This is a genomic window from Streptomyces sp. NBC_01276, from assembly GCF_041435355.1.
Classification (GTDB): Bacteria; Actinomycetota; Actinomycetes; order Streptomycetales; family Streptomycetaceae; genus Streptomyces.
Window position 1 is genome coordinate 673,434 of sequence record NZ_CP108442.1, and the last position, 19,203, is coordinate 692,636.

Here is a 19,203-nt window from a genome sequence, read left to right on the forward strand (position 1 = left end):
AGGGGCACGTTATATGCCGTTCCGAGGATGAACGGCATGGAACCCATCGTGAGTCAGACTGACCCCGCCGCCTCCGGCACCGCCGTTGTCCGGGACGTTCCGATCGCCGTGGTCGGACTCTCCTGCCGCCTGCCCGAGGCATCCCACCCCGAGGCGTTCTGGGACAACCTCCGGGCCGGTGTCGACGCGGTCGGCGAGACTCCGAAGGACCGCTGGGACGCCGAAGCCTGGTACGACGCCGATCCGGACGCACCGGGCAAGGCGGTGACGCGCCGTGGCGCCTACCTCGATCAGGTGGACCGGTTCGACGCCGCCTTCTTCGGCGTCTCCCCGCGCGAGGCCGCGGCCATGGACCCGCAGCAGCGGCTGGTGCTGGAGCTGAGCTGGGAGGCCCTGGAGGACGCCAGGCTGCTCCCGTCGGCGGTGCGCGACACGCGCACGGGGGTCTTCATCGGTGCCATCGCGGACGACTACGGGAACCTGCTGCGGCGCGGCGGGGCCGAGTCCATCGGGCGGCACACCCTCACGGGGCTCCAGCGCGGCATCATCGCGAACCGCGTGTCCTACACGCTGGGTCTGCACGGCCCGAGCGTCACGGTGGACACGGTCCAGTCCTCTTCGCTGGTCGCCGTGCACATGGCCTGCGAGAGCCTGCGCCGCAGCGAGTCCACCCTCGCCCTCGCGGGTGGCGTGAGCCTCAACCTCGCGCCGGAGAGCACGGTGAGCGCCGCCAAGTTCGGCGGTCTGTCGCCGGACGGCCGCTGCTACACCTTCGACGCGCGCGCCAACGGCTACGTCAGGGGCGAGGGCGGCGGTCTGGTCGTCCTCAAACCCCTGGACCGGGCGCTGCGCGACGGTGACCAGGTGTACTGCGTGATCCGCGGTGGCGCCGTCAACAACGACGGCGCGACGGACGGGCTGACGGTGCCCAGCGCGAGCGCCCAGGAGGAGGTGCTGCGGCTGGCGCGCCTCAACGCCGGGGTGTCGGCGGAGGACCTGCAGTACGTGGAGCTGCACGGCACCGGAACACCGGTCGGCGATCCCGTCGAGGCGGCGGCGCTCGGTGCGGCGCTGGGCGTGGAGCGCGCCGCGGACTTCCCGCTCCCGGTGGGCTCGGCCAAGACGAACGTCGGCCATCTGGAGGGCGCTGCCGGCATCGTGGGCCTGCTCAAGGTCGCGCTGAGCATCAGCCACCGGATGCTGCCGCCGAGCCTCAACCACGTCTCCCCCCACCCGCGGATCCCGCTGGCCGACCTGAACCTGGCGGTGCAGACGGAGCTCGCGCCCTGGCCGCGCCCGGACCGTCCGCTGATCGCGGGTGTGTCCTCCTTCGGCATGGGCGGGACGAACTGCCACCTCATCGTGGCGGAGGCTCCCGCTGCGGCGACGGCTGCGGAGCCCGTGACGACCGTGGAGCCCGGGGAGTCCGTGGAGTCCGGGGAGCCGGTGTCGCGCGGGGACGGCCCGTTGCCGTGGGTGGTGTCGGCGAAGGGTGAGGCAGCCCTACGCGACCAGGCCCGCCGCCTCCACGAACACCTCTGCGCACACCCCGAGGCCACCCCCGCCGAAACCGGCCGCTCCCTGGCCCTGACCCGGACCCGCTTCCCGCACCGGGCGGGCATCATCGGCAGCGACCGCGAGGAACTCCTCGCAGGCCTCGACGCCCTCGCCCACGGCGAAACCCACCCCGGCCTCACCCTCGGACACACCACCGACCACGACGGCCGGCTCGCCTTCATGTTCACCGGGCAGGGCAGCCAACGCCCCCGGATGGGCCACGAGCTCTACACCACCTACCCCGTCTACGCCCGGACCTTCGACACCATCTGCGAGGGAATGGACCCCCACCTCCCCCGCCCGCTGCGCGAGGCCGTATTCGAGGACACCGAGCTCCTCCGGCAGACCCAGTACGCCCAACCCGCCCTCTTCGCCCTCCAGATCTCCCTCTACCGCCTCATCGAATCCTGGGGAATCACCCCCGACCACCTCACCGGACACTCCATCGGCGAAATAGCCGCCGCCCACATCGCAGGCGTCCTCACCCTCCCCGACGCCACCACCCTCATCACCACCCGCGCCCGCCTCATGCAACACCTCCCCACCGGCGGCACCATGACCGCCATCCAGGCCGGGGAAGCAGAGGTGGCACCCCTCCTCGCCCCACACACCGGGCAGGTGTCCATCGCCGCCGTCAACGGACCCCGCTCGACCGTCATCTCAGGCGAAGACGAAGCCGTCACCGCCATCACAGCCCAGCTGCCCGCCGGCACCAAGACGACCCGTCTCAACGTCTCGCACGCGTTCCACTCCCCCCTCATGGAACCCATGCTCGAAGCATTCCGTGAGACCGCACGCTCCCTCACCTACCACCCGCCCACCATCCCCATCGTCTCCACCCTCACCGGCACCCTCCTCACCACCGAAGAAATCACCGACCCCGAACACTGGATCAACCACGCCCGCCAACCCGTCCGATTCCACAACGCCCTCCACACCCTCCACGCAAACGGCGTCACCACCTACCTCGAAATAGGACCCGACGCCACCCTCACCACCCTCGCCCAACACACCAACACCACCGCCACCCACATCCCCACCCTCCGCAAAAACAAGCCCGAACCCCACACCCTCACCACCGCACTCACCACCCTCCACACCACCACCAACCACCCCATCAACTGGAACAACCTCTACAACCCCAACACCCCCACCACACCCCTCCCCACCTACCCCTTCCAACGCCAACGCCACTGGATCGACAGCGTTCCCACCGCCACCGCCGCCCCGCGCGCGACGGGTCCCACGGCGGGCGGGGAAGAGCCGGCGTCCGTCGAGCTGTCGCTCGCCGAGCGCCTCCGCGCGGTGTCGCGGGCCGAGGGTGAACGCCTCCTCCTGGAGCTGGTCCGTACCGCCGTGGCGACCGTGCTCGGGCATGTGACACCGAACTCGGTCGATCCCACGGAGAAGTTCAAGGAGCTCGGCTTCGACTCGCTGGGCGCGGTGGAGTTCCAGCGGCGGATGAACGCCGTCACCGGGCTGAGCCTCTCCTCGACGCTGATCTACGACTACCCGAGCCCCTCCGCGCTGGCCGACCACCTGCTGACGGAGCTCACGGACGGTTCGGCCGGGACCACTGCCGGGGGCGTGGCCGCCGCGCGGATCTCCGACGAGCCGATCGCCATCGTGGGCATGGCCTGCCGCTACCCGGGCGGGCTCGGTTCGCCGGAGGACCTGTGGCGGCTGGTCGAGGCGGGCGGCGACGCCATCTCCGGTCTGCCCGTCAACCGCGGCTGGGACATCGAGGAGCTGTACGATCCGGTGCCCGGCCGGCCCGGCAAGACCTATGCCCGGCACGGTGGCTTCCTCCATGACGCCGACGCGTTCGATCCCGCGTTCTTCGGCATCTCCCCGCGCGAGGCCGCCGCGATGGACCCCCAGCAGCGGCTGCTGCTGGAGACCTCGTGGGAGGCGCTGGAGCGCGCGGGGATCGCCCCGACCTCGCTGCGCGGTTCCTCGACGGGTGTCTTCGTAGGCGCCATGTCACAGGACTACGGGCCCCGGCTGCACGAGCCGGCGGAGGGGTACGAGGGGTACCTGCTCACCGGCAACACGGCGAGCGTGGCCTCGGGCCGGGTGGCGTACACGCTGGGTCTGGAGGGGCCCGCGGTGACCGTCGACACGGCGTGCTCGTCCTCCCTGGTGGCCCTGCACCTCGCCGCGCAGTCGCTGCGGCAGGGAGAGTGCGGGATCGCCCTGGCCGGTGGTGCGACGGTGATGGCGTCGCCCGGCATGTTCGTGGAGTTCAGCCGGCAGCGCGGGCTGTCCGCGGACGGCCGTTGCAAGGCCTTCTCCGCGGACGCCGACGGCACGGCGTGGGGCGAGGGCGTGGGCGTGCTCGCGCTGGAGCGGCTGTCGGACGCGGAGGCCAACGGCCACCGGGTCCTGGCCGTCATCCGGGGCAGCGCCGTCAACCAGGACGGTGCCAGCAACGGCCTGTCCGCCCCGAACGGTCCGTCGCAGGCGCGGGTGATCCGCCAGGCCCTGGCGAGCGCCCGCCTGGAACCGGCGGACGTCGACGCCGTGGAAGCCCACGGCACGGGCACCCGCCTCGGCGACCCCATCGAAGCCCAGGCCCTCCTCGCCACCTACGGCCAGAACCGCCCCACCGACCGACCCCTGCACCTCGGCTCCCTCAAATCCAACATCGGCCACACCCAGGCCGCCGCAGGCGTCGGCGGCGTCATCAAAATGGTCATGGCCATGCATCACGGCCTCCTCCCCAAAACCCTCCACGCCGACGAACCCAGCCCCCACATCGACTGGACCGCCGGAGCCGTCACCCTCCTCACCGAAGCCACCCCCTGGCAGCCCGACACCGAACGCCCCCGCCGCGCCGCCGTCTCCTCCTTCGGCATCAGCGGCACCAACGCCCACCTCATCCTCGAACAGGCACCGCCCACCGAGGAGGTCTCGGGGACCACGCCCGTCGAGGGCACCGCGATCCCGTGGGTGCTGTCGGCCAAGGACGCACCGGCGCTGCGCGCCCAGGCGGGCCGGCTGCACGAGCACCTCCTCGCGGGGCCCGAGCTCCAGCCCGCCGATGTCGCCCACGCCCTCGTCGCCGGCCGTGCCCTCCTCGACCACCGTGCCGTGGTCCTCGGTGAGGACCGGCAGTCCCTCCTCGACGCCCTGGAGGCGCTGGCCCGCGGCGAGTCCCCGGCCACGGTGGTCGAGGGGGCCTCCGACGGCGGGGGACGGACCGTCCTGGTCTTCCCCGGGCAGGGTTCGCAGTGGGCGGGGATGGCGGTGGACCTCCTCGATTCCCACACCGTGTTCGCCGATTCCATCGCCGCGTGCGAACGCGCCCTGGCCCCGTACGTGGACTGGTCCCTGACCGAGGTCCTGCGCGCGGCCCCGGGCGCTCCGGGGCTGGAGCGGGTGGACGTGGTGCAGCCCGCGCTGTTCGCGGTGATGGTCTCGCTGGCCGAGGTGTGGCGCTCCGTGGGCGTCGTCCCCACCGCCGTGGTGGGCCACTCCCAGGGTGAGATCGCGGCGGCGTACGTCGCGGGCGCGCTCTCCCTCGACGACGCGGCGAAGGTGGTGGCGCTGCGCAGCCGGGCGATCCGCGCGCTCGCGGGGAAGGGCGGCATGGGCTCCGTCCCCCTGCCGCTGGAGGAGACCCGGGCCCGGCTGGAGCCCTGGGGGGACCGGCTGTCGGTCGCGGCCGCCAACGGACCGTCCGCGACGGTGGTGTCCGGTGACCCGAGGGCGTTGGCGGAGCTGGTGGAGTCCTGCCGGTCCGAGGGCGTCGAGGCCAGGACGATCGCGGTGGACTACGCCTCGCACTCCGCGCACGTGGAGGAGATCCGCGAGGCGGTGCTGACGGCGCTCGCCGACGTGACGCCCCGCTCGTCGGGCGTGGCGTTCTACTCGACGCTGCTGGGCGAGCCGGTGGACACGGCCGTGCTGGACGGCGACTACTGGTACCGCAACCTCCGCGGCACCGTCCAGTTCGAGAAGGCGATCCGCGCCCTGGCCGCCGACGGCTACCGGACGTTCATCGAGAGCAGCCCGCATCCCGTCCTGACGACGGGGGTGCAGGCCACGCTGGAGGACGTGGCGGAGTCCGCGCACGCGGCCGGGCACGACGCCGCCGCCCTGGTCGTCGGATCGCTGCGCCGTGACAAGGGCGACTGGCGGGCGTTCCTGAGGTCGCTGGCCACCGTGTTCACGGGCGGCGCCGACGTGGACTGGGCGGCGGTGCCCGGCACGGCGGGTCCGGCCCGGCCGGTGGACCTGCCCACGTACGCGTTCCAGCGCAGCCGGTACTGGATCGAGGCGCCGCCCGCCGGGGCGGACGTGGCCGGTGCCGGGCTCGACGCCGCGGACCATCCGCTGCTCGGGGCCCTGGTCTCCCTCGCCGACGGTGACGGGCTGCTGCTCACCGGCCGACTGTCGCTGCGCGCCCACCCGTGGCTGGCCGACCACGCCGTGGCGGGCACCGTGCTCCTGCCCGGGACCGGGTTCGTGGACCTCGCGCTGCGTGCGGCGGCCGAGGCCGGCTGCGACCGCGTCGACGACCTCACCCTCGAAGCTCCCCTGGTGCTGCGCGAGCACGCCGACGTCCAGCTCCAGCTGACCGTGGGGGCTCCGGACGCGGCGGGGGCGCGGCCGTTGCGCGTGCACTCGCGGCCGGCGCCGACCGCTCCCGGCGCGGAAGCCGGGGAGTGGACCCGCCACGCGACGGCGTCCCTGTCGCCCGACGAGCCGACGGCCGGGGAACCGGAATCCCTCGGGGTGTGGCCGCCGACGGGTGCCGAGCCCGTCGACCTGGGCTCTCGCTACGAGCAGCTGGCGGCGCGGGGCTACGAGTACGGCCCCGCCTTCCAGGGGCTCACCGCCCTGTGGCGGCGCGGTGAGGAGGTGTTCGCGGAGGTGCGGCTCGCGGAGGCGCAGCGGGCGGACGCCGAGGCGTTCGGGCTGCATCCGGCGCTCCTCGACGCGGCGTTGCACGCCGTCGTGCTGCGGGACGGTCCCTGGGAGGGGCCACTGCTGCCGTTCGCCTGGGACGGGGTGCGGCTGCACGCCACGGGGGCGCGGGAGCTGCGGGTGGCGTTCGCACCCGTCGGTCCGGACGCGGTGTCGGTGACGGCCTTCGACCCGACGGGTGCCCGTGTCGCGGAGGCCGGGCTGCTGGCGCTGCGGCCCGTATCCGTCGAGCAGCTGGCCGCCGCCGGGCATGCGTCGGGGCCCGGCCGGTCGCTGTACCGGCTGGACTGGGTCGCGGCGGGGGTCGCGGCGCCCGCCGACGGGGCGGCCCGTCCCACGCCGGTCGTGCTCGGCGCGGACGGGGAGGGGGCCGGGGTCGGGGTCGGCGGCGAGGGAGGAGCCGACGCGGTGCTGCACTGTGCCGGTGGAGACCTCGACGCCACGCTCGGAGAGGTGCTGCGGCGGGTCCAGGACTGGCTGGGCGACCCGGGTTCCGCCCACGCGCGGCTCGTCGTCACCACCCGGGGCGCCGTCGCGGCCCGGTCCGGCGAGGACGTCACCGACCTCGCCGCTGCGGCCGTCTGGGGTCTGCTGCGCACGGCCCAGTCCGAACAGCCGGGTCGTATCGTCCTGCTCGACGCGGACCCGGCCGGGACCACCGCCGAAGCCCTCCCGGCCGCCCTGGCCTGCGGCGAACCCCAGCTCGCGGTGCGTGGCGGCGAGCTGCTGGTGCCGCGTCTGGTCCGGGCCGGGAGCGTCGAGGGCCGGGATCCGGCCCTGGATCCGGCCCTGGATCCGGAGGGGACGGTACTGATCACCGGCGGGACCGGAACGCTCGGTGCCCTCCTCGCCCGCCACCTGGTCACCGAGCACGGAGTGCGCCACCTGGTCCTCACCAGCCGGCGCGGACCCGCCGCCGAAGGCGCCGACGGGCTCACCACCGAACTCACCGCGCTCGGGGCCCGGGTCACGGTCGCCGCGTGCGACGTCTCGGACCGCGAGGCACTCGGCGCCCTGCTCGCCACCGTCCCCGCGGACCACCCCCTCACGGCGGTCGTGCACACGGCGGGGGCCCTGGACGACGGCACCTTCGAGAGCCTGACTCCGGAACGCCTGGCCGCCACGCTGGGCGCCAAGGCGGACGCCGCACGGCACCTGCACGAGCTGACGCGGGACCACGGTCTCGCCGCGTTCGTACTCTTCTCGTCCGTCGTCGCCACCATCGGCTACGCGGGGCAGGCCAACTACGCGGCGGCCAACGCCTACCTCGACGGCCTGGCCGCCCACCGGCGCGCCCAGGGCCTGCCCGCCACCTCCCTCGCCTGGGGGCTGTGGGAGGAGGCCAGTGGGCTGACCGGGCACCTGGCCGCCGCGGACATCGCCCGCATGGCCCGCGCGGGGGTGGCCCCGCTGCCGTCCGACGAGGGTCTGGCCCTCTTCGACGCCGCGCTGACGCGCGAGGAGGCGGTGCTCGTACCGGCCCGGCTGGACCTCGCCGGGCTGAGGTCCCGCGCGGCCTCCGACGGAGTGCCGGCCGTCTTCCGCGATCTGGTACGGGCTCCCGCGCGGCGTGCCGCGCACCTGGCGGACGGTGGTGCGGCCGGCGGTGGCTGGGCCCAGCGGATGGCCGTGCTCCCGGAGGACGAACGCGAACGCGAGCTGCTCGACTTCGCACGCCGCCAGGTGGCCACCGTCCTCGGCCACGACGGCACCGAGGGCATCGCGGCGAACCAGTCCTTCAAGAAGCTCGGTTTCGATTCGCTGATGGTCGTGGAACTGCGCAACCGCCTGAACGCGGCCACCGGACTCCGTCTGTCCAGCACCGTCGCCTTCGACCACCCCACCCCGCACGCCCTCGCCGCACACCTGCGCGAACAGCTCACCGGAACCACCAGCCCTGTCGAACCCGCCACCACCACACCCGCGGGCACCGGGGACGACGACCCGATCGCCATCGTCTCCATGGCCTGCCGCTACCCCGGCGGAGTCACCACCCCCGAAGACCTCTGGCACCTCATCGCCACCGAAACCGACGCCATCGGCCCCTTCCCCACCGACCGCGACTGGAACACCGAAGACCTCTACGACGCCGACCCCGACAAAACCGGCCACACCACCACCCGCCACGGCGGCTTCCTCTACGACGCAGCCGACTTCGACCCCGAATTCTTCGGACTCAGCCCCCGCGAAGCCCTCGCCACCGACCCCCAGCAACGCCTCCTCCTCGAAACCGCCTGGGAAGCCGTAGAACGCGCCGGCATCGACCCCACCACCCTCCGCGGCACCCGCACCGGCGTCTTCACCGGCATCATGTACAACGACTACGGTTCACGGCTGACCACCGCCCCGGAGGAGCTGGACGGGTACCTGCGCAACGGCAGCTACGGCAGCGTGGCCTCGGGCCGGATCTCGTACACGCTGGGGCTGGAAGGGCCCGCGATCAGCGTCGACACGGCCTGCTCCTCCTCCCTCGTGGCCGTCCACCTGGCGGCCCAGGCACTGCGCAACGGGGAGTGCGGACTGGCCCTGGCCGGCGGCGTGACCGTCATGGCGACACCCAACACCCTCATCGAGTTCAGCCGCCAGCGCGGCCTGTCGGAGGACGGCCGGTGCAAGGCCTTCTCCGCGGACGCGGACGGAACGGGATTCTCCGAAGGTACGGGGCTACTGCTGCTGGAGAGGCTCTCCGACGCTCGGCGCAACGGTCACCAGGTCCTCGCGGTGATCAAGGGCAGTGCCGTCAACCAGGACGGCGCCAGCAACGGCCTCACCGCACCCAACGGCCCCGCCCAGGAACGCGTCATCCGCCAGGCCCTCGCCTCCGCCCGCCTCCAGCCGGCCGACGTGGACGCCGTGGAGGCGCACGGCACGGGCACCCGTCTCGGCGACCCCATCGAAGCCCAGGCCCTCCTCGCCACCTACGGCCAGAACCGCCCCACCGACCAGCCACTGCGCCTGGGCTCCCTCAAATCCAACATCGGCCACACCCAGGCCGCCGCAGGCGTCGCCGGCATCATCAAAATGGTCATGGCCATGCACCACGGCCTCCTCCCCAAAACCCTCCACGCCGACGAACCCAGCCCCCACATCGACTGGACCGCCGGAGCCGTCACCCTCCTCGACCGTGCAGCACCCTGGACCACTCCCGACGGCCGCCCGCGCCGTGCCGCTGTCTCCTCCTTCGGCATCAGCGGCACCAACGCCCACCTCATCCTGGAGGCGGCCGAGCCGGCCGCGGAGGGCGCCCGCCCGGAGGATGACAGGCCCGACACCGGCGGCCCGCTGCCGTGGGTGTTGTCGGCGCCCCACCCCGAGGCGCTACGGGAACAGGCGGCGCGACTGCGTGACATGGTCGCCACCGGGCCGGCACCGCGCCCGGCGGAAGTGGGCCGCTCGCTGGTGGTCACACGGACTTCCTTCGATCACCGTGCGGCGGTCGTGGCCGAGGACATCGACGGGTTCCTCGAAGGGCTCGACGCCCTCGCCCTCGGCGCCACACACCCCCGCCTCGTCCAGGCGAAGGCCACCGATCAGGGCCGCCTGGCCTTCATGTTCACGGGGCAGGGCAGCCAACGCCCCCGGATGGGCCACGAGCTCTACACCACCTACCCCGTCTACGCCCGGACCTTCGACACCATCTGCGAGGGAATGGACCCCCACCTCCCCCGCCCGCTGCGCGAGGCCGTATTCGAGGACACCGAGCTCCTCCGGCAGACCCAGTACGCCCAACCCGCCCTCTTCGCCCTCCAGATCTCCCTCTACCGCCTCATCGAATCCTGGGGAATCACCCCCGACCACCTCACCGGACACTCCATCGGCGAAATAGCCGCCGCCCACATCGCAGGCGTCCTCACCCTCCCCGACGCCACCACCCTCATCACCACCCGCGCCCGCCTCATGCAACACCTCCCCACCGGCGGCACCATGACCGCCATCCAGGCCGGGGAAGCAGAGGTGGCACCCCTCCTCGCCCCACACACCGGGCAGGTGTCCATCGCCGCCGTCAACGGACCCCGCTCGACCGTCATCTCAGGCGAAGACGAAGCCGTCACCGCCATCACAGCCCAGCTGCCCGCCGGCACCAAGACGACCCGTCTCAACGTCTCGCACGCGTTCCACTCCCCCCTCATGGAACCCATGCTCGAAGCATTCCGTGAGACCGCACGCTCCCTCACCTACCACCCGCCCACCATCCCCATCGTCTCCACCCTCACCGGCACCCTCCTCACCACCGAAGAAATCACCGACCCCGAACACTGGATCAACCACGCCCGCCAACCCGTCCGATTCCACAACGCCCTCCACACCCTCCACGCAAACGGCGTCACCACCTACCTCGAAATAGGACCCGACGCCACCCTCACCACCCTCGCCCAACACACCAACACCACCGCCACCCACATCCCCACCCTCCGCAAAAACAAGCCCGAACCCCACACCCTCACCACCGCACTCACCACCCTCCACACCACCACCAACCACCCCATCAACTGGAACAACCTCTACAACCCCAACACCCCCACCACACCCCTCCCCACCTACCCCTTCCAACGCCAACGCCACTGGATCAACACCCCGGTGACGGTGGGGAACCTGGGGTCGGCCGGCCTCTCCGCGGCCGAACATCCGCTGCTGGGTGCGGCCGTGGAGCTCGCCGGCGAGGAGGGCCACCTGTTCACCGGGCGGCTGACGCCGACGAGGCAGCCGTGGCTCGCCGACCACGCCGTCCTCGGCACCCCGCTCCTCCCCGGCACGGCGATGCTGGAGCTGGCACTCGTAGCGGGCTCACGACTCGACGCGCCCGTGGTGCGGGACCTGACCCTGGAGGCGCCGCTCGCACTGCCGGACGGCGTGGCAGTGGACATCCAGCTCAGGGTGGGGAGCGCCGACACCGAGGGGACGCGGCCGGTGCGGCTGTACTCCCGCCGCGAGGGCGCCTCCGCATGGTCCCGGCACGCCAGTGGCACCCTCGCCCCCGCGACCCGGACCGCCGCGGGCGGGGGCATCGGGGCCACGTGGCCGCCCACGGGCGCGGTGGCCCTAGACCTCGACGGGGCGTACGAGCGCCTGGCTGATCACGGCTACGCGTACGGGCCCGCGTTCCAGGGGCTGCGCGCCGCGTGGCGGCTCGGCGACGAGACCTTCGCGGAGCTGTCCCTCCCCGGGGAGGCAGGGTCGGGCGACTTCGCGTTGCACCCGGCGCTGCTCGACTCCGCCCTGCACACCGTCGCTCTGGCGGGCCTCGGAGCGGCTCGCGGGGCGCAGCTGGTCCGGCTCCCCTTCGTCTGGTCCGATGTCGTCCTGCACGGCGGCGGCGCCACGCGCCTGCGGGCCCGGCTGGCTCCGGCGGCCGGGGACGACGACGTGGTGCTGACGGTGACCGACGTGTCCGGCCGGCCGGTGCTGTCCGCCGCGTCACTGACGGTGCGGGACGTGGATGCCGGTGCCCTCAGGGCCGGCCGCGGGCCGCACGACTCCCTGTTCCGCCTGGAGTGGTCGGCGGCCGCCCCGGCCCTCGACGCGGCTCCTGCCTCCGCGCCCCCGGTCGTGGTGCACCGCGTGGCGGCGACCGTCGGCGCGGGCGGGCCGGAGCAGCTCCGGGCTGTGCTCGGCGAGGCGCTCGGCGCGGTCCACGACCACCTCGCCGCTGCAGACCCGGATCAGCGGCTGGTCGTGGTCACCAGGAACGCGACCACGGCGGACGCGGTCGACCCGGTGGCCGCCGCGGTGTGGGGTCTGGTGCGTTCGGCCCAGGCCGAACACCCCGGCCGGTTCGTCCTCCTCGACATCGACGGCGACGACGACATCGACTGCGAGCCCTCCCCCGAAGCCCTGCACAGTGCCGTCACCACCGGCGAGACCCAACTCTCCTTGCGGGGAGGTCAGTTCCTGGTTCCCCGCCTGACGAAGGCCGGGGAAGCAGAGGGCTCGATCCCGGCCCTGGCCCCCGAGGGGACGGTGCTGATCACCGGGGGCACCGGAACGCTCGGCGCCCTCCTGGCCCGCCACCTCGTCACCGAACACGGCGTACGCCACCTCCTCCTCACCAGCCGCCGCGGCCCCGCCGCCCAAGGCGCCGACACCCTCACGGCCGAACTCACCGCGCTCGGGGCCGGGGTCACGGTGGCCGCGTGCGACGTCTCGGACCGGGAGGCGCTGAGCGCCCTGCTCGCCACCGTCCCCGCGGACCACCCCCTCACGGCGGTCGTGCACACCGCGGGCACCACCCACGACACCACCATCGAAACCCTCACCCCCCACGACCTCCACACCGTCCTCCACCCCAAAACCGACGCCGCCCACCACCTCCACGAACTCACCCGGAACACAAACCTCACCGCATTCGTCCTCTACTCCTCCATCGCCGGCACCCTCGGCACCCCCGGACAGGCCAACTACGCCGCCGCCAACACCTACCTCGACGCCCTCGCCACCCACCGACACGCCCAAGGCCTCCCCGCCACCTCCCTCGCCTGGGGACTCTGGGACGTGGCCGGCGGCATGGCGAGCGCTCTGGACGCGGGTGACCTCACCCGGCTGGGGCGGCTGGGCATCGCGCCGTTCGACGCCCGGGAGGGACTCGCCCTCTTCGACGCGGCCCTCCGTTCGCGGGACGCGGTACTCGTGCCCGCCCGGCTGGACACGGTCTCGCTCCGCGGTCAAGCGGAGCACGCCCCGGCCGTTCTACGGGGCTTCGTACGGACCCCGGCCGTCCGGCCGACCGGCCGAACCGGCTCCTCGCTGGAGCGGGACCTGGCCGGGCTCACGGAGGAGCAGCGCCAGACCAGGCTGGAGGAACTGGTCCGGGACGCGGCCGGCGGCGTACTCGGTTACAGCGCGGGGCAATCCGTGCAGGCGGAGGCCGAGTTCCACCGGCTCGGTTTCGATTCGCTGATGGTCGTGGAACTGCGCAACCGCCTGAACGCGGCCACCGGACTCCGTCTGTCCAGCACCGTCGCCTTCGACCACCCCACCCCGCACGCCCTCGCCGCACACCTGCGCGAACAGCTCACCGGAACCACCAGCCCTGTCGAACCCGCCACCACCACACCCGCGGGCACCGGGGACGACGACCCGATCGTCATCGTCTCCATGGCCTGCCGCTACCCCGGCGGAGTCACCACCCCCGAAGACCTCTGGCACCTCATCGCCACCGAAACCGACGCCATCGGCCCCTTCCCCACCGACCGCGACTGGAACACCGAAGACCTCTACGACGCCGACCCCGACAAAACCGGCCACACCACCACCCGCCACGGCGGCTTCCTCTACGACGCAGCCGACTTCGACCCCGAATTCTTCGGACTCAGCCCCCGCGAAGCCCTCGCCACCGACCCCCAGCAACGCCTCCTCCTCGAAACCGCCTGGGAAGCCGTAGAACGCGCCGGCATCGACCCCACCACCCTCCGCGGCACCCGCACCGGCGTCTTCACCGGCATCATGTACAACGACTACGCGTCCAGACTGCACTCGATGCCGCCTGAGCTGGAGGGCTACCTCACCAGCGGCAGCGCGGGCAGCGTGGCCTCGGGCCGGGTGTCGTACACGCTGGGGTTCGAAGGCCCGGCGATCACGGTCGACACGGCCTGCTCGTCCTCACTCGTGGCACTGCACCTGGCGGCGCAGGCGCTGCGCAACGGGGAGTGCGGACTGGCCCTGGCCGGCGGCGTGACCGTCATGGCGACGCCGACCACCTTCATCGAGTTCAGCCGGCAGCGCGGGCTGTCGGAGGACGGCCGGTGCAAGGCCTTCTCCGCGCAGGCCGACGGCACCGGCTGGAGCGAAGGCGCGGGCCTGCTCCTGCTGGAGCGGCTCTCCGACGCTCAGCGCAACGGCCACCGGGTCCTCGCCGTCGTCCGGGGCAGCGCCGTCAACCAGGACGGCGCCAGCAACGGCCTCACCGCACCCAACGGCCCCGCCCAGGAACGCGTCATCCGCCAGGCCCTGGCGAACGCCCGCCTGGCGCCCTCGGACGTCGACGCCGTCGAGGCGCACGGCACGGGCACCCGTCTCGGCGACCCCATCGAGGCACAGGCCCTCCTCGCCACCTACGGCCAGAACCGCCCCACCGACCAGCCACTGCGCCTGGGCTCCCTCAAATCCAACATCGGCCACACCCAGGCCGCCGCAGGCGTCGCCGGCATCATCAAAATGGTCATGGCCATGCACCACGGCCTCCTCCCCAAAACCCTCCACGCCGACGAACCCAGCCCCCACATCGACTGGACCGCCGGAGCCGTCACCCTCCTCGACCGTGCAGCACCCTGGACCACTCCCGACGGCCGCCCGCGCCGTGCCGCTGTCTCCTCCTTCGGCATCAGCGGTACCAACGCCCACCTCATCCTCGAACAGCCCGAGTCCGCGCAGGACCCACAGCCCGTCCAGGACTCCCCCGGCGTGACGCCCTGGGTGGTGTCGGCGAAGAGCGAAGCGGCCTTGCGTGACCAGGCCCTCCGCCTGCACGAACACGTCACCGCGCATCCCGGGACCCCCATCGCGGAGACCGGCCGCTCCCTGGCCCTGACCCGCACCCGCTTCCCGCACCGGGCGGGCATCATCGGCAGCGACCGCGAGGAACTCCTCGCAGGCCTCGACGCCCTCGCCCACGGCGAAACCCACCCCGGCCTCACCCTCGGACACACCACCGACCACGACGGCCGGCTCGCCTTCATGTTCACCGGGCAGGGCAGCCAACGCCCCCGGATGGGCCACGAGCTCTACACCACCTACCCCGTCTACGCCCGGACCTTCGACAGCGTCTGCGAACACCTCAACCCCCACCTCCCCCGGACGCTGCAGCACGCCCTCCTGGAAGACACCGAGCTCCTCCGGCAGACCCAGTACGCCCAACCCGCCCTCTTCGCCCTCCAGATCTCCCTCTACCGCCTCATCGAATCCTGGGGAATCACCCCCGACCACCTCACCGGACACTCCATCGGCGAAATAGCCGCCGCCCACATCGCAGGCGTCCTCACCCTCCCCGACGCCACCACCCTCATCACCACCCGCGCCCGCCTCATGCAACACCTCCCCACCGGCGGCACCATGACCGCCATCCAGGCCCCCTACACCGACATCGCCCCTCTACTGACCCCCGACCTCGCCATCGCCGCCATCAACGGACCCCGGCACACCGTCGTCGCCGGCACCGAGGAAGCCACCACCCACTTCCTCGGCCAACTCCCCTCGACCATCAAAACCACCCGCCTCAACGTCTCCCACGCATTCCACTCCCCCCTCATGGAACCCATGCTGGAGGAATTCCGGCACGCCCTGCAGAAACTCACCTACCACCCGCCCACCATCCCCATCGTCTCCACCCTCACCGGCACCCTCCTCACCACCGAAGAAATCACCGACCCCGAACACTGGATCAACCACGCCCGCCAACCCGTCCGATTCCACGACGCCCTCCACACCCTCCACGCAAACGACGTCACCACCTACCTCGAAATAGGACCCGACGCCACCCTCACCACCCTCGCCCAACACACCAACACCACCGCCACCCACATCCCCACCCTCCGCAAAAACAAGCCCGAACCCCACACCCTCACCACCGCACTCACCACCCTCCACACCACCACCAACCACCCCATCAACTGGAACAACCTCTACAACCCCAACACCCCCACCACACCCCTCCCCACCTACCCCTTCCAACGCCAACGCCACTGGATCAACACCCCGGTGACGGTGGGGGACGCCACCGATTTCGGTCTCGGTGCCGCCGATCACCCGCTGCTCGGTGCGGATCTCCAGCTCGGGGACGGACAGGGGCACCTCTTCACCGGGCTGCTGTCGTTGCGCAATCACCCCTGGCTGGCCGACCACGCGGTGCACGGCACGGCCGTACTGCCCGGCACCGCCTACGTCGATCTGGCGCTGTGCGCGGGTGCCCGTACCGGGCACACCCTCGTGGAGGAACTGACCCTGGAAGCACCACTCGTGGTACCCGAAGACTCCTCCGTCCAGCTGCAGTTGCTGCTCGGCGAGCCCGACGACACCGGGCGGTGCCGGCTGACCGTCCACTCCCGGACCTCCGTGGCGGCCGGACCCGACGGAACCGACGGGTCCCCCTGGACCCGGCACGCGGTCGGTGTCCTGCTCCGGCCGGAGGAGGTGGAGCAGGACGCGTCCACCGCCCCCACCCCCTGGCCCCCGGCCGGGGCGACGCGGGTGCGCGCCGAGGAGGTGTACGAGCTGCTGGACGCCCGCGGCCAGGACTACGGGCCCGGTTTCCGTGGCCTGAAGGACGTGTGGCGGGCCGGAGGGGAGCTGTTCGCCACGGTGGAGCTGCCCGAGGCGCTGCGCGGTGACGACGCCCTGTTCGCCGTGCACCCGGCACTCCTGGACGCCGCCCTGCACCCCCTGGGCCTGCGGGCCGCGGACGGCCGTGCCGGCGACGGCGAGGGCGAAGGCGAGGACGAGGACGGTGGCGTGCTGCGGCTGCCGTTCGCGTGGAACGGGATACGGCTGCACGCCGCGGGCGCCGCGTCCGTCCGGGTGCGGATCTCTCCGTTGCCGGCGGGGTCCGTCGCCCTGGAGCTCACGGACACCTCGGGCGCGCCGGTCGTCACGGTGGGCTCGTTGACCCTGCGCCCTTTCGACGCACGGCAGTTGCGCTCGTCCGCGGACTCACACCGGGATTCCCTGTTCGACGTGGAGTGGGTGTCCGTCGACCCGGACGGGCGGCAGTCGCAGGACGTTCCCGAGGCCGTCGTCGTGTCCTTCGGCTGCTCGGCGGAGCCCGGTGAGGACGCGGTCGCCCTGGCGCACCGCAACGCTCAGGACGCGCTGTCCGCCGTCCAGCGGTGGATCGCGGAGGACCGGACCGATGGCGCGCGGCTCGTGTGCGTGACCCGACGGGCCGTGGCGGCGCGTCCGGGTGACGGTGTCGACGGGCTCGGTGCCTCGACGGTGTGGGGTCTGGTGCGTTCGGCCCAGGCCGAACACCCCGGCCGGTTCGTCCTCCTCGACATCGACGGTGACAGCGACGTCGCCACCGGCACCGACGGGCCGACGCCCGAGGTCCTTCATGCCGCCCTCGCCACCGGGGAGCCGCAACTCGCCCTGCGCGACGGGATGTTCCTCACGCCGCGACTGGTCCGTGCCGCTCCGGCGGACACGGCCTCGGACGCCCCCCGCTTCGATCCCGAGGGGACCGTGCTGGTCACCGGTGGCACCGGCACGCTCGGCGCCCTCCTGGCCCGCCACCTCGTCACCGAACACGGCGTACGCCACCTCCTCCTCACCAGCCGCCGCGGCCCCGCCGCCCAAGGCGCCACCGAACTCACCAACGAACTCACCGCACTCGGCGCCCACGTCGCCCTCACCGCCTGCGACGTCTCCGACCGCCGGGCACTCACCACCCTCCTCGACGCCATTCCCCCCACCCACCCCCTCACCGCCGTCATCCACACCGCGGGCACCACCCACGACACCACCGTCCAATCCCTCACCCCCCACCACCTCCACACCGTCCTCCAGCCCAAAACCGACGCCGCCCACCACCTCCACGAACTCACCCAGGACAAGAACCTCACCGCGTTCGTCCTCTACTCCTCCATCGCCGGCACCCTCGGCACCCCCGGACAGGCCAACTACGCCGCCGCCAACACCTACCTCGACGCCCTCGCCACCCACCGACACACCCAAGGCCTCCCCGCCACCTCCCTCGCCTGGGGACTCTGGGCGGAGGAGAGCGACCTCACCCGCTCGCTCGGAACGAGCGAGCGCGCCCGGCTGGGCCGGATGGCCATCGCGGCGATCCCCTCGGCCGAGGGGCTGACGCTGTTCGATGCCTGTCTCGCACGCGGCGCCGCGCTGTCGGCTCCCGTACGGCTCGACATGAGGGAGCTGCGCGACCGCTCGGCGGCGGGCGAACTCCCCGGCCTGTACCGGGGTCTGGTGCGGGCGTCGGCCGCCGGTACACCCGCGGCCACCCGGACCTCCGGCGCCGCGGCCACCGGGGTGCGGGAGCAGCTCATGGGCATGGACGCGGACGAACGCGCCCGGTTCCTGGCCGAGCTGGTGCACCGTCAGGTCGCGCAGGTCCTGGGGCACGCCTCGCCGGCCGCGGTGGAGGCCGGGCGCGGTCTGCTGGACATGGGAATCGACTCGCTGTCCGCCGTCGAGCTGCGCAACCGCCTGAACGGGGCGACCGGGTTGCGGCTGCCGACGACGCTGGCCTTCGACTACCCGACGCCCGCCGCGATCGCCGAGCACCTGCGGGAGAGGCTCGCCGAGGAGGTGCCGAGCGCGGCCCTGTCATCGCTCGACGCCCTGGAGGCGGGCTTCGAGGAGATCTCCGGCGACGCGGACCAGCGGTCCCGCGTGCGGGCCCGGTTGGAGGCGTTCCTGACCAGGCTCGCCACCGCCTCGGAGGGGCCGGACGGCACGCCCGCCCCGGACGGACGGGCGGCCTTCCCCGACGGGCTGGATGCCGCCGCCGACGAGGACCTCTTCGAATTCATCGACAGCGACCTCGACTGACCGGTCCGGTTCACCATGGGGGCGGATCGGCGGCACCGGCCGCCGGTCCGCCCTCCGGCATTTCCTCCCGCACCTCCATTCGCCACCCGGTCCGCTGCCGCAATCCACGGAAATGGCGTACCGGAAAGGAGCGGGTAAGCCGGTGGTTAGCGCGGGCTGTGACGCTGGAAACACCCACGCGCCTCACCATGGTGATGCGGGTCCCTACCGCAAAGGAAG

At 72.7% G+C, this 19,203-nt stretch carries 1 protein-coding gene; it reads left to right on the top strand.

The annotated features are described in order from the left end of the window. The first annotated feature begins 48 nt into the window (after positions 1–48). Complete coding sequence (locus tag OG295_RS02855; protein ID WP_371675367.1) at positions 49–18,984, top strand: type I polyketide synthase; 18,936 nt, start codon at positions 49–51, stop codon at positions 18,982–18,984. Positions 18,985–19,203 lie beyond the last annotated feature (219 nt).